Source organism: Maribacter sp. TH_r10 (assembly GCF_033101095.1).
Lineage (GTDB): Bacteria > Bacteroidota > Bacteroidia > Flavobacteriales > Flavobacteriaceae > Maribacter_A > Maribacter_A luteus.
This window is the reverse complement of the sequence record NZ_JAWMPY010000008.1, coordinates 41,985-56,967: the sequence shown is the minus strand read 5'-3', so window position 1 is coordinate 56,967 and position 14,983 is coordinate 41,985. Positions and strand designations below refer to the sequence as shown.

General features: G+C 37.5%; 11 protein-coding genes. 10 read left to right on the top strand and 1 reads right to left on the bottom strand.

Translation table 11 applies throughout. The annotated features are described in order from the left end of the window. Window positions 1-58: 58 nt before the first annotated feature. The 3 genes from R3X28_RS16050 to R3X28_RS16040 all read left to right on the top strand — a co-directional run bounded on the left by R3X28_RS16050 (window position 59) and on the right by R3X28_RS16040 (window position 2,259). Complete coding sequence (locus tag R3X28_RS16050; RefSeq protein WP_317665674.1) at window positions 59-640, top strand: hypothetical protein; 582 nt, start codon at window positions 59-61, stop codon at window positions 638-640. A gap of 275 nt (window positions 641-915) precedes the next feature. Next, window positions 916-1,263 carry a hypothetical protein gene (locus tag R3X28_RS16045; protein WP_317665672.1) on the top strand — a complete coding sequence of 116 codons (348 nt, stop codon included), beginning with the start codon at window positions 916-918 and terminating at the stop codon, window positions 1,261-1,263. Between the two features lie 81 nt (window positions 1,264-1,344). Then, on the top strand, window positions 1,345-2,259 hold the full coding sequence (locus R3X28_RS16040; protein ID WP_317665670.1) for a homocysteine S-methyltransferase family protein: 915 nt from the start codon (window positions 1,345-1,347) through the stop codon (window positions 2,257-2,259). Window positions 2,260-2,531: 272 nt separating this feature from the next. On the opposite strand, the gene R3X28_RS16035 is transcribed toward R3X28_RS16040, so the two are convergent. Next, the gene (locus R3X28_RS16035; protein WP_317665668.1) at window positions 2,532-3,002 is read right to left on the bottom strand and encodes a hypothetical protein; all 471 of its coding nucleotides are present in this window, start codon (window positions 3,000-3,002) and stop codon (window positions 2,532-2,534) included. A gap of 350 nt (window positions 3,003-3,352) precedes the next feature. On the opposite strand from R3X28_RS16035, the gene R3X28_RS16030 reads away from it, so the two are divergent. The 7 genes from R3X28_RS16030 to R3X28_RS16000 all read left to right on the top strand — a co-directional run bounded on the left by R3X28_RS16030 (window position 3,353) and on the right by R3X28_RS16000 (window position 14,972). After that, complete coding sequence (locus R3X28_RS16030) at window positions 3,353-3,910, top strand: hypothetical protein (RefSeq protein ID WP_317665666.1); 558 nt, start codon at window positions 3,353-3,355, stop codon at window positions 3,908-3,910. A gap of 86 nt (window positions 3,911-3,996) precedes the next feature. Continuing rightward, window positions 3,997-5,190, top strand: coding sequence for a hypothetical protein (locus R3X28_RS16025; RefSeq protein ID WP_317665664.1), 1,194 nt, complete (start codon window positions 3,997-3,999; stop codon window positions 5,188-5,190). Window positions 5,191-5,456: 266 nt separating this feature from the next. Further along, window positions 5,457-5,849 carry a response regulator gene (locus tag R3X28_RS16020; protein ID WP_282055938.1) on the top strand — a complete coding sequence of 131 codons (393 nt, stop codon included), beginning with the start codon at window positions 5,457-5,459 and terminating at the stop codon, window positions 5,847-5,849. Between the two features lie 269 nt (window positions 5,850-6,118). Next, a complete protein-coding gene (locus tag R3X28_RS16015; RefSeq protein WP_317665663.1) occupies window positions 6,119-7,390 on the top strand; it encodes an ectonucleotide pyrophosphatase/phosphodiesterase in 1,272 nt (423 codons plus the stop codon). Between the two features lie 337 nt (window positions 7,391-7,727). Beyond that, on the top strand, window positions 7,728-8,600 hold the full coding sequence (locus R3X28_RS16010; protein WP_154366886.1) for an AraC family transcriptional regulator: 873 nt from the start codon (window positions 7,728-7,730) through the stop codon (window positions 8,598-8,600). Window positions 8,601-8,924: 324 nt separating this feature from the next. Next, window positions 8,925-11,681 (top strand): LuxR C-terminal-related transcriptional regulator, encoded by a 2,757-nt coding sequence (locus R3X28_RS16005; protein WP_317665660.1) that lies wholly within the window; start codon window positions 8,925-8,927, stop codon window positions 11,679-11,681. A gap of 237 nt (window positions 11,682-11,918) precedes the next feature. Beyond that, window positions 11,919-14,972 (top strand): TonB-dependent receptor, encoded by a 3,054-nt coding sequence (locus R3X28_RS16000; RefSeq protein ID WP_317665658.1) that lies wholly within the window; start codon window positions 11,919-11,921, stop codon window positions 14,970-14,972. Window positions 14,973-14,983: the final 11 nt, after the last annotated feature.

Sequence of the window (14,983 nt, the reverse complement as noted above, 5' to 3'; positions counted from 1 at the left end):
TACCCTAAGAGCCTGACTCTGCTAATACGAACACCTTGAACCTAAATTTTACCATAGAATGATAAACCTTTTTTTCAAACCAATTCTTTTAATTTTTCTATTGATTTGTAGTGTTGGTACTTCACCCAAAATAAAAGCATCAAAAAATAAAAATCTCGTTAAAACTTTTATCAAAGCAAGAAACGATTATGACATTGAAAAAGTGGGTGCTTTGATTGATGAAGGTTATAGTGAAACCTTTATTGACGGAAGTAAGGAAATAGAAAACAAAGATCAATTGATCGATAGGGTTTTATGGGGAAAAGAACTTGAATCACGAATAAAATTATTGGATATACAGTCTAACGGAAAAACAATTATCACAATTGAAGAAAGCTCTAATTTTATTGATATAGCCCTGAAGAGAAAACCTCGAAAGTTTAAAATCATCTATGGTTTTGTAAATGGGAAAATTCATCATCAAAGCATTGATACCTTAGCGGGTTATCATCTTATTACAAAATACAATGCCGGTAAGTACGAGGAATTTACAGCATATTGTGAACAAAATAACCTGATTTACAACGGTAATTCATTAAATCAAGAATTTGGAATGCATTTAAGAAAGGTACTCGAGCAGTATAGAACAGAAAATGAATAAATACGTGAAGCACCGGTAATCCCTTCTGGCACGAGTAGCCTTTATAGAAAGAAATAGAAGCATCAGGCTCGTGCTCATTAAGGATGTCCATATCTTGAAACCCTTCAAAACACCAAGATCGTCAATTTAAAATTGCACCCAATAGGCAATCTGATATATACAATTAATATAACTGCGATTAAAAACAATGAAAATTATTATGTTCATTTGCGATAATTCTATTAATTGCAATTCCAGTTAACATAAATATCGATTATTGAGAACATTATAGCTGTATGGATACAATATTTACGAAGGAACCGGAATTACTTCATATAAAGTTAAACGGTAGTTTTGATCTGGATTCTTTTATAGAATTATTAATAAAAATAGGCACTGAGGATAAAAATAAGGTTATCATAGACGCAACTGATCTGCAAAACACCGATATTTCGTATGATATTAGATATGAACTTATTGTTGCTGCTAAAGAATACCTGAATGAAGAAACAAAATATGCAGTTGTATGGCCACCAAAAGACATCAACAATTTTATAATCATTAATCTAAATCGTTTCGGTGTTACCATTCAGATATTCCCTAAATTGGCCAAAGCAAAAAAATGGCTATTGAGCCTTTCCTGAATACAAAACCGTAACCCAGACTATTGCGGGTATATTTCGTGTTTACCGTTTTAGGACTGGTAATAATAAAGAACCTTTTGAATGATAAACCCTATTAAAGATGCCATTGCGGCCAACGACTTTATTTTAATGGAAGGTGCCGTGATAGAGGTTTTACGTCGTGGCGGGAAGGTTTCCTTGCATCCGGATCTTCTGAACGCTCCATTGATTTATGATAGGGAAGGGGAGAATGCGCTTTCATCTATTTTCAACGGTTATATTGCTATTGCCCAAAAAAATGATGTTCCCTTTTTCATGTGCACCCCAACTTGGCGTGCGAATAAGGCAAATGTGCAAAAGTCGGGCATAAAAGAGTCCGTTAATCGTGATGCCGTAAGGTTCATGAAAAAGCTGCGGGACAATGCGGGTGATTTTAGTGAAAAAATAATGATCGGTGGAACCGTGGGCCCCAAAAATGATTGTTATACCCCTACCGATGGACTTTCAAAAGAAGAGGCGGAAGAATTCCATGCTTGGCAGCTATCGGAATTACAAAAAGGGGGTGCGGATTTCATAATTGCCGAAACCCTTCCCAATGTTCAGGAGGCATTGGGATTGGCAAGTGCTGCATCGAATCTGAACCTTGATTATATCATAAGTTTTGTGATCGGGAGAAACGGTAAAATTTTGGACGGAACGTCTTTGTCGGATGCCATGCAGCTGATCGATAATTCGGTTGGCAAGGTGCCATTGGGATATGCGATCAATTGTGCGCATCCTTCCTTTTTATGTGCGGAAAGCCAACCCAAGGAAATCTATGGTAGGTTGATCGCCTTTTTAGGGAATGCTTCGGCATTGGATCATTGCGATCTTGAAAATTCCGAGTGCCTACATGTGGACAATGTAAGCGAGTGGGGAGACGAAATGTTGCGATTGAACCGTGAATTCGGGATAAAGATACTAGGTGGTTGTTGTGGCACGGACCAAAGACATTTGGAGTATTTGACAAAGAATTAGTGGAATATGTCATTTCGACAATGTGAGGAACGAGCCATACCCATATCTTGATGTGATTCCGCTACGTGCCTCATTCGTAATGACACTCGGACTTTAAAAAGTTTTCCGGCCTATTTTCATTTTCGTAGTAAATCGATAAATTTCCACAGCTTCTATAAACACCCCTAATAAGAACTTCTTTCATAAAGTCGCGCATAAGGAAAAAGGCTGTGGCCTTGATAACTTTCCATGAAATGGTGATAAAACCAAGGGGAGGATTTTTATTTAAAATTTTAAAAAACGATTGACTTTTTAAAAATAACCCCCTCTTTTCTATAAACCAACACGTAATTAATTTCATTTTCCATAGCGTAGTATTCTGGTGTACTTTGCAATGGCCATTCTTCCGTTCTTATACGTATTAATTTATTTGGCCATTCTTCAAAACTTTCAGAAGGACTTACTTTTTTTAAACCTTTTAACCATTTGTCGATATTTTCGGGATTCACCTTTACCACATATCTATAATCCTTATACCCAGCCGTTAATAAAGTATGTATAGTAAAGGTGAATCCATTCGAATTATGGAGTAGGAACTCTGCATTTTCAAAATCACTATAAGCAGTAATTTCTTTTTTAAGAACATTGACCCTTTCCTCTTTTGTTCCGTAATTTATACTGTACAGCTCATCTTTTATGTTCTTTTCTGCACAACCATATAAAACGAAAATAAATAGAAAGTAGGCAATAAATGGTCTTTTCATTTCATTAAAGGATTGATAATGTAAAAATAAAAAATCCGTTGCGCTTTATATTTAAAATTCACCTTTGATTTCAATGCCATTAACCGTGTTTGGGGCCAAAAGTTAGTCGATGGGTTTTCCGGCCTATTTTTCCGGTTTCTAAGATTTATAGAAATTAAAACAACTTTTCGTTCTTAGGTTCTTAATGAAGCAATGCAAAAAAGAGCAAATTTCAATAAATAAAAAGGAACGAAATCGTAATTTTATGGCAAGAAAACACAAGAAAAGTTCCCAATACCCAACAAATGAAACCGATACCAACAACCATACTATTAGTTATCATCTTTTTTCTGTTGAATGCCTGTAAAACTTTGAAAACATATGAAGCCCGGCCAAAAATGACAACGACCGATTTGATTGTCTTTCAAGATGGAAAAGAAACCGTGGTTCATAAACCCATTGAGACAGTAAAAATCGGTAAAAAGGAATTCTCGCTTCGGTTTTTTAACAAGCGATACGATCCAGAAAACAAAATATTACATACCGCGCGAATAGCGGCTTTTAAAGACCCCTCGCAATTGGATAAGGTGAATGTTGGCATGTCAATGTCCGATGTTCCTTATTTTAGTGGAGGTACCGGTTTGGCGGCCAATAGTAACATTGGGTATGATAAATTAAGGCTGCGAAATGATGCGCACCATTATACGTATTACACAAATGAGGATAGAAAAAGATTAAATCTTTTAGAGGAAAACGGGGAGCTTTTGAAGTTGGAATTCGATATTCTTGCACTTTACTACAACGATACGGATTATAAAATGTCCGACCCTCAATTGAAAGCGTTCTACATCGCATTTTTAATAGACAGGAACCTAAACGGAATCATTGACAAGGGGGAGCTGAAAAAATTGACTTTAAAATTTAAATAAACGACTATAGATTATAGTACTTGGCAATCCATCTATACTATGGGGCAAGAAACAAGAACGATTTTATATCATAGATACCACAACACATGAAATACACTTTTTTGTTTCTTTTGCTTCTTTGTTCTATGTTTGGTAACGCTCAAAAAAGGGATATTGAACCTTATGTGAACTTTCTGGAAAATGTAGAAAGGAAATCAGCCAAGGATTATATCATAGAGCAGTTCAAAGACCATGATATCGTTATTCTTTGTGAAAGGGACCATCGCGATTTAACACAATATGAACTGATAAAGGAGGTCCTGTCAGATGACTATTTTAAAAAGCATGTAAAGAACCTATTTACCGAAATCGGTGTCATAAACCTTCAACCTGAAATCACGGAATTTTTAAAGACCAAGGGATTGGACAGCCTGTATGTGGAAAACAAATTGAAAGAGTTCCAATTCAATTCCAGTTTTTGGGTCCTATGGGAAAAATACAACTATCAATATTTGTTGAGGACAATTTACGACATCAACAATAGTTCCGATAATCAGATTTCCTATTATCCTTCAGATTCCGAATTCGATTGGCAAAAGGTAGATAATTTGGAAGAATATGTTAGGGAACAGGATTTTGAAATAGAGCCAAGGGATAGTATAATGGCCTATAACATCATCAATACTTTTGAAAGATTAAGGCCAAATAAGGATAAAAAGGCCCTCGTTATACTAAATTACAGACATGCCTTTAAGATGCATGTCCCTCGAAATAATGGGGAAATACAGGAGAATGCCGCAAAATACCTCTTCGATTATTTCGGTGATAGGGCAACGAATATTTTGATCCATCAAGCGGTTTTCAGGAAAAAAGAAAAAGACTATTCGTATGCTTTGATTCAGAACGGAAAATGGGATGCCTCGTTCAAGGCCTTGAATTTGGAAGATATAGGCTTTGACCTTTCGAGAACTGCTTTTGGTAGGGATAGCCTAGACCTGTGGCCAGTAGCTTCTTCCTACACATATGAGGATACTTTTGACGGATTTGTTTTTTATAGGCCCATTGAGGATTATCAACTTGTTTCTTACTTTGATGGATTTATACCAAAAGAAAGGGAAGAAGAATTTTTTAGGCGCTTCAGAATTCATTTAGCGTACCAAGAAGACACGGTTACGCTTGAAAAGCTGAAAGATGCCGATTTCAGAAAAGCGGTATTGATCGAAATGAATACAAAAAAGGTAAGAAGGTATCCTAATATAGAGGAATTGATAGGGGCTAGGGACGATTTTTTAAAGGATTAGTATAGAACGGCATCATCTTTAGGAGAAATAGAATAATTTGGGAATAACAATGTACTACTCAATGTTCGACCAGGGGATTGGTTGATTTATGAATATTATTTAGAACTAAACCCTTTTAGTTATTGTGTTTTAAAAAAAGTATTAATTACAAGATCAGACCACTTTCTTTCCTTATTTGATATATGAAAATCGATAGTTTACAACATTTCTTACAAAATTAATCTAAACTATCTTTGTTTTGTAGGTGAATTTAAAAATGGGCGATTATGTATACTGAGATTTATTTAGTGGATGACATGGAAATGGTGAACTTGGTGCATCAAGTATTGATAAGAAAGCTTGGGCTTGAAGACAAAACAAAGTCTTTTACCGACCCTGAAGAGGCTTTGGATGACCTACGTTTCAATGTAAAGAAGTCTGAACCGATATTGGTTTTATTGGATATCAGTATGCCAGTGATGAGCGGATATGAATTTTTGGAATTCATGGTACTGGAAGATTTCCCTACCAACATCGATGTTATGATAGTAACTTCTTCCCAATCGGAGGATGATAGAACGTTGGCCGAACAATTTCCCCAATATGTATTGGATTATGTTGCCAAACCTCTACAGATTGAAAAACTAAGAAAATATACCGAAAAAAAGCGTAGTGCCTAATATATTAGGTATTACGAAGTCTTCAATTTTATCCCGATTTACGGATTTATAGCAAATTCATAAAAAGGTTAAAGGAGATATAGACGACTTTGGTTCATTAAAAATCGACTTTTTTGAACGGATAAAATTTGCCCTTCGGTTATTCTGAAACCAGAATAACCATGCAGGGCTTTTTTTTGTGTATTTTTTTAGGTAATACTGGTGAAAATTGTACTTTTCAGGTGTAAGAGCCGACCGTTCGGAATGGTGAAAACCATAATACCCTTAAAATGAAGAATACGTATTTATTTCTCCTACTTGTTGTACTATTTTTATCCTGTAAATCCTCTTCCAATTTATCGGCACCGGCATTGACCCAAAATTCGGAAGCTTCCCTTCAAAAACCTTATGTTATTATGGTTTCCTTGGACGGATTTCGTTGGGATTACGTTGAAAAGTATAAGCCCCCATATCTCACGGAATTTATACGGAACGGGGTAAAGGCCGAGTCGTTGATACCTTCTTTTCCATCGAAAACATTCCCGAACCATTATACCATAGCCACAGGAATGTATCCTGATAAACATGGTATCATAAGTAATAATTTTTACAGTTATAAAAAAGGGATGGACTATAAAATGGGTAATAGGGAAATTGTTGAGGATGGTACATTTTATGGTGGAACTCCTATCTGGGTACAGGCCGATAAGGGCAATATGGTATCTGCCAGTTACTTTTTCGTAGGTTCAGAAGCAAATATTCAAGGTAAATTCCCGACCTATTATCATAAATACGACGGAAGTATAAAGAATGAGGTGCGGGTTGCCGAAACCTTAAAGTGGTTGGCCTTGCCCGAAAAGGAACGCCCACATATGATTACCTTGTATTTCTCGGATATGGACGATACGGGTCACCGATACGGTCCGGACAATCAGGAACAAATAAAAAAGGCCCTTTATGCATTGGATGAAAATTTGGGGGCCCTGTTCAAGGGTGTTGGGGCAACGGAGTTACCCGTGAATATCATCGTAGTTTCTGATCATGGCATGGCAACCTTGGAAACCAAGAACATGATGGCTGTGGAGGATTTGGAGAACGACGAATTGTTTACCATAATCAATAGTGGGGCGATACTAAACGTTCATCCAAAAGGCACTACGACCGTGGAAACTGTTTATGATTACTTAAAGGAGAGGGAAAGCAATTTTAAAGTTTTCATGACCCAAGACACTCCCGGTTTTGAGTATACCCCCAAAAATAAAGATTGGGGAAGCATTCAGGTTATTCCCGATCTGGGGTATTATTTCTCAAGCTCCCAAAGAATTCAAATGTTGAACGAAAAATCGATCAGTACCATCGGGGTTCATGGGTATGACCCTAAGTATAATGATATGCACGGTATTTTCTATGCCAACGGACCCGCATTTAAAAAAGGGTATGTTGCCCCTTCTGTAAAGAACATCCATATCTACCCTTTAATTTGTGAGATTTTAGGTCTGGATATTCCCAGTGATATTGATGGGGATTTAAATGAAATAAAAAGTGTTCTGAAAACCGACTAATCCATTATCTACCTTAATTCCGATTTCATGAACCCATGACAATGGCTAGAGGACGGAATACTGTTTTCATGGACCAATTAAACGGCAAACTTTCCAGAAGTAGAATTACCCGTTCTTATGGCAAATACTATTGGCAATCCAATCCAATTTCATAAATAAGGGGAGAACTTGTTTTTTGAATCATGATGTTCAAATTCAACAAGCAGGGCTATTTTGTATAGAATATTAACCTGTAAATGGTATTTTTTATATAAATAGGGCAATATGAATCACAATAAGGTTAATTTTGTTTCATTTTTATTCATAGAAGGCACTATCTTTGAAAATATTTTAGACTATGCTTTTAAATAAACCGGTATATAAAAAATTAAACTCTGAGTTTGGGAATTCAATTCTGATGGTGCAACGTACCGAGAGGTTGGATAGTAAAACTGCCTTTTGGCACTTTCATCCGGAATTGGAGTTACACTATGTGAATAAAGGACATGGAAAACGACATGTAGGAAACCATATCTCTTATTTTAATAATAGTCAGCTACTTTTAATAGGGGAGAACTTGCCACATAAGGGGTTTACCGATGGTATAACCAACAATGGCATGGAAACCATTATACAATTCAAGAAAGACTTCTTAGGGGATGCCTTTTTTGATATCCCTGAAATGAAAAATATCAAAACCCTTTTTGAGAAGGCAAATAAAGGATTGTTGTTCAATCCGATCGTCAAGAAGGAAATAGGTCCGAAAATTGAGGAATTGGTAAATTATCAAGGATATGAGAAAATCATTAAGTTTTTGGATGTACTCCACGATTTGTCCCTATCCGATGATTATAGAATACTGAATCCGGAAGGATTCAATTTTGAGGTGGAACCACAGAACACTTTAAAAATAGATATCATTTATAAATACGTAAATAACAATTTTAAAAATCAGATCGCTTTGGAAGAAGTTGCGGACGCGGTAAGTATGACCGTTCCTTCTTTTTGTAGATATTTTAAAAGAGTAACAGGAAAGACCTTCACGAAATTGGTCAATGAATATCGAATTGTACATGCCACTAAATTAATTCAGGAAAGCCAACTGGGTATTACCGATATATGTTACGAATGTGGTTTCAACAGTTTTTCACACTTTAATAAAATGTTCAAGGAAATTACAGGGGAAAGTGCTTCTAAATACAGGAGTAATTTAAAGACCCTTGTTCAGTAGCGAATAGCGTATTGCCCAACCTGTACAAATTCATTTTGCTATAGAAGGGAACGATCGAATAAGTTAACGAACAGGTGCCAATACCTACAAAAATAATTTTTGTGAGCAAGGTGTTCATGACTCGGTTATATAGTATGCTTTATGATTTTTAGAAGGTTCTATAAAGACGTTATTTTCTTCATCCCGTAGCATCCTTGATGTTCATGGTCCGGGCAAACATTGTTTAAATCATAGGCTGCCGTAAATTTTGGGGTATTACGGTTTCTTATATAAGCCTACTTTAAAGTATCTTTAACCAATAAAGAGGTTAATACGTACTATACAATGAAATTGATTTTTGGTCTTCTTTTTACGCTATTGATCATACCTTCCCCGTTAAGTAGTCAAAACTTAGTACCCCCGATCAACAATTATAAGGTTTTCGAATATCAGGCCGATAGTAAGAACTGGGGGGTGTCGACTAATGACGAAGGGGAATTGTTCGTAGCGAACAATAGTGGTTTATTGCATTTTAATGGTGAAAAATGGCAACTTTACAAACTTCCGAACAATACTACGATACGTTCAGTTGCGGTGATTCATGGTAAAATATTCACAGGGTCTTATGAAGAGTTCGGTTATTGGGTAAAGAATGAGTTCGGGGTATTAACGTATACCTCACTTACACATTTGATCAAAGACCATGTTTTTACAAGTGAGGAGTTCTGGCAAATTTTACCCCAAGGCGACAAGGTACTGTTTAGGTCGTTCAATGCCATTTATATTTTTAAGGATGATAATATCACTGTAATAGACCCTTCATTCGTAGTATCGCAAATAACTACCTATGGGGATAGGATTTTGATTGCGGGGGGTATTGCCGGACTTTTTGAACTCATTGATGGGGAGATAAAAAATTTGGCAGGTTATGATATCTTGTTGAACAAGTCCATAATAGATATGGATGAAATTGAAGCAGGCCTCTTGATCGGTACAAAAAGAAACGGGTGTTATATTCTCAGGGATGGGAAAATCATGCCTTTCAATACTGGAATCAATCAGGAATTGAAACAATATCAACTTAATCAGATCTTGCCACTACCAGGGAATAAAATTGCATTTGGGACCATTAAAAACGGTATCTATATCTATGATCAAGAAAAGCAAAACCATCAGAAGTTAAATAGGCAAGTAGGGCTGCAGAACAATACCGTCCTTGCCATGACCTTGTTTAAAGACCAATTATGGGTGGGATTGGATAATGGTATCGATCACATTAGGTTGAATTATCCTATTACTTATTATACGGATTATTTGGGGGCAGTGGGTACGGTTTACGATTTGGTTGAATATGAGGATATCCTTTATATGGCAAGTAATACCGGTATTTATTATTTTAAGGATAATGAAGTTCAGTTCGTTGAAGGTTCACAAGGGCATGTTTGGGATTTGAACGTTACCCACGGGGAACTCTTCTGTGGCCATAATACGGGTACCTATAGGGTTAAAGAGCAAATGTTCGATAAAATTTCCGATATCTCAGGGGGGTATCAGATCGTTAAGGTACCGGAATCCGATTCGTCATTTATTCAAGGTACATATGTAGGTTTGGCCAAATATGAAAAGGATCAAAGCAATAAATGGATCGTGACACCCATAGAGGGCATGGACAAACCATCTAAATTCCTTTGTTTTGAAGATACCCACACCTTATGGGTAGCCCACCCATCAAAAGGATTGTTCAGGATCGTATTGAATGACTCTTATGATAAGGTCGTGGAAAAGATTGAATTCAATAAAGGGGAAATACCTACCAATTATAACGTAAAGGTATATAATATTAGAAATCAGATTGCCTTCAACATTGCAGGGGTGTGGCATAGATATGATCCGATTTTGAAAACCATAGGGCGCTTTAAGGAATTTCAAAAGTATAACCATAAGGATCTTGTTCACCATGATGATGACTTTTTCTGGTTTATCGATAATGAAGGCTCCAAGGAAGTGCTGTTTACTGATTTAGGGGATGTGAGTTTCGTGTTGGACGATATTCAGTTACAGCAACGACTAACTCCCGAGGCAGAGGAAATCATTAAATTGAACGATTCAATATATTGTTTTACCCTAAATGATGGCTTTGGGCAGTTGAACACCTATAAATTTAAAAGGCAGTTTGAAAATTTTGAATTGCCCAGCCCAAAACTTGTTTCCTTTGAAGATAATGGAAACACCTATGCATTGAACAGTGATCATTTTGGCATTCCTTATAAATTCGCACAGGATATAACCATAAACATTGCATCGCCCGCCCTTCCCCAAGCTAAATATTACTATGAGTTAAAGGGGAGAAGGAACCAAAAAGGTAATATTGAGAATGGAATCATTTCTTTTCAAAATATTTCGTACGGCACCTATGATTTGGATGTGTACACCGTAAGTATAGACAATGAACGCTCAAAGGCCAATACCATTCACTTTCAAATTTACCCCCCTTGGTATCTATCTAAATTGAGCATTGTTCTGTACTGCATGGCCTTGATCGGTATTTTAATGGCGGTAAGAAAGTACAACCTACTCAAATTGGAGAAAAAGCATCTTAAATTAAAGGCCGAATTTATCAAAGATCAAGAAAAGATGTTGGCCAAAAGGGAAAAGGAAGAATTGGAGAAAGAGATAAAACTAAAACAAAAGGAACTGGCCAGGATTACCATGAACATGGCAGAAAAGAACAAAGTGATCCTTGAGCTTAAGGAAATGCTCATAGTTAATAAAAATCAGTTCGCCAGCCAAAAACGCTTTAACTCCTTCATTAAAAAATTGGATAATTCGATAAGGGATGATGAGGATTGGAAGCATTTTGAGGTCAATTTCAAGGAACTGCATGAAGATTTTTTCGAAAATCTATTGAAAATGTACCCGAAACTCACCCCAAAGGACCTTAAGTTATGTGCTTATTTGAAAATGAACCTGGCATCAAAGGAAATTGCCCCGTTGATGGCGATTTCGAATAGAGGGGTAGAAATACATCGGTACCGCCTTCGAAAGAAATTGGGAATAGATAGTTCCCAGCACCTTTCCAACTTCTTGATTAAATTCAATTAACCTTTTTTATGGCGTGTACTGCTAATTCACCATAAAAACGCCATACATCATTACTACATCAATATGTTAAATTTTAGTAATGAATTAACATATCAACTACTGCAATTATCCGTTTTACGGGGTATTTCAAGGGGTATGGCCATGATGTAGTTTTTATGTACCCCCGTAATGTACAGCCACCTACTTCTTATTACTAATTTGGTAAAAATTAAAACTAATAATTAAACTTTATTCAAAATGAGAAATACAATATTAGCAATACTGCTTTTTTTGTTTCAAATAACAGTCTTCTACGGGCAGGATGTTATTACGGTAAGCGGTATGGTTTCTGATAGCCAAGGGGTACCTTTACCTGGGGCTAGTGTTGTGGTCCTAGGGACTACTACAGGTACACAAACCGATTTTGATGGTAACTTTATGTTGGCAAACGTTTCATCAGATGCAATTTTGTCGATCAGTTATGTTGGTTTTTTGGCGCAGCAAGTTGCTGTTGATGGAAAAACCACTTTATCCATTTCCTTATTGGAAGATACCCAAGCTCTAGAAGAGGTGGTGGTTGTGGGGTATGGTACCCAGAAAAAATCGGACCTTACCAGTGCCATCGTATCGGTCGATACAGAGAGTCTTGAGAAAGTTCCGACCGGGCAATTGATGCAGGCGGTTCAAGGTAAAGCAGCCGGTGTTCAAATAAGTAGCCTTGGTTCTCCAGGCGAATCCCCGGAAATCATTATTAGGGGAGTAAACTCCGTTTATGGGGATTCTACCCCATTATTCGTAGTGGATGGGGTTTTCTTCGATAGTATCGATTTCTTGAATGCCAGTGAAATCGAGAGTATGTCTATATTAAAAGATGCTTCTGCATCTGCCATTTATGGGGTAGAGGCGTCAAATGGTGTAATCTTGATTACTACCAAGGGAGGCAAATTCAATAAAAATGCAAGTATTACCTATACGGGTTATACAGGGGTGCAAACGGCCCAGAATGTGCTGCAAATGGCAAACTCGGAACAGTTTGTGAATTTTGCCTTGGAGTCCGGGTCCGAATCTGAAATAGCTAGTGTCGCAAGTGCCATGCAACGTTTTGGACGAAGTAGGGTCAATCCTAATGTACCCGATGTGAATACGGATTGGTATGATGAGGTATTGAGAAAGGCCATGACGCAGAATCATGATATCTCTATAGATGGGGGTTCTGAGAATATAGCCTATTCCGTTGGGGGTAATTTCTTTTACCAAGACGGTATCCTCGATATGAAGAATAGTTACGAACGTTTTAATCTAAGGACCAAATTGGATATCAAGGCCAATGATTGGTTAAAAGTCGGGGGAAGTATGGTCTATAGCAATGCCACAAAATTCAATGATGAGGCTTCGGCATGGCAATTGGCCTATTTTGCCGTACCTATTTTGCCGGTTTATGATTATTTGTATACAGAGGCAGATCCCCTTCCTTATTCAGATGCAAGGGAAATTGGTTACAGAAGCAATCAAAACCCATTTCCAACGATGGACAATTCAGACCTTAGGAGTAAGATCCGTAGGACCGTAGCGAATTTTTATGCCGATTTTCAACTCATACCTGATCAATTGAACTTTAAAACCAGTTTATCCTATAATCATGCAGGTACCACAGGGCGTAACGTATATCTACCTTATTACGTAACCGACGATTATCAAAGAAGTGTTGAAGAATCATCGATAACAAGGAGTCAGGCTACCGATGAGTCCTATGTATTTGACAATGTGTTGACCTATCAGAACACCTTCGGTGAGCATGATCTAACCCTAATGGGAGGTATTTCCTATAGGGACAATTACGGAAGTTACTTTAGCACTCAAGGATATTTTGATCCCAGTGGGGCTTTCGTAAGGGATAAAGAACAGACTTGGTACTTAGAGAACACCTCTACGGATAGCCAGACTTCAACAGACTCTACTAATGATGGTGTTTACCCATACAGAAATTATGGATTCTCATATTTTGGAAGGGCTGCTTATAAGTATAAAGACCGCTATTTGGCCTATGCGACCTATAGGGCAGAAGGGACCAATAAATATGACGAGACCTATGTTTATTTACCTGCGTTTGGTTTGGGTTGGGTCGTATCGGAGGAATCTTTTATGAAAGATGTAGGTTTTGTCGATTACCTCAAATTAAGGGGTGGCTGGGGTCGCTTGGCCAATGGTTCGGTACCCGCCTCAGATGGGGGCGTGGGATCTAGTACGGTACAGACCGTTTTTAATGATCAATATTACACAGGAACCCAGTTCGAAACGATTTCGGATGATATTAGCTGGGAGTTTACCGAAGAAACGAATATTGGTATATCTGCCAAGTTTCTTGATAATCGACTGTCTTTGGAAGCTGATTATTTTATAAAGGATACCAAGGATATGGTAATACCTTTGTCTCCTCTCGTAGGGACCGAGGTCAGTTACCAAAACGTAGGTAGTGTAAGGAATAAAGGATTGGAGTTGGCCGTTGGATGGAGCGGGAAGATAGGTAATGATTTTGGATACGCTGTCAACGCCAACTTTAGTAAAATAGAAAATGAGGTCACCGACCTTTATACACAACCCTATATTGAACGAGGCTCTGCGGAATTCAGGCAGATGATCATCGAGGGGCAACCCATAGATGTTTTTTATGGATATGATATTGAAGGGGTTTACCAAACGCAAGCTGAAATCGATGCCGATCCAGTGGCACAAGTTGCCATTGCAAGTGGTACCGATATTGCCCCAGGATACTTTAAGTACAGGGATGTTGACGATAATGGTGAGTTGGATGCCGATGATAGGGTATACCTAGGCGCCCCGGTACCGGATTATTTTTATGGAGGCAGTATCAATTTAAATTATAAAAATTGGGATTTCACAACCTCTTTCTATGGTCAAGGCGGCAATGTGATCTTGAACAGGAACAGGGCCGAAGTCATTTGGACCACCGGTAGGAATATTGATGCCGAATTGGCTAAAAATAGATGGACGGGTGAAGGGTCTACCAATGCCTTCCCTTCTTCTGAAGGATATAGACAATCTTGGAACCAAAAACTTTCCAGTTTCTTCTTACAGGAGGGCGATTTTATAAGGATTCAGAACATACAGTTAGCATACACCCTTAAGAACGATAAATTACCTGAAATCCGTTTTTCACTTACGGCGGATAGACCTTTTTTATGGACCAAGGGTTACAATGGCTTTAATCCCGAAGTTGGCTTCGATGGTATAGACAGTCAAACCTACCCAATTCCTTCTACGTATTCTTTTGGAATGAATATAAAATTATAATCATATAAAAA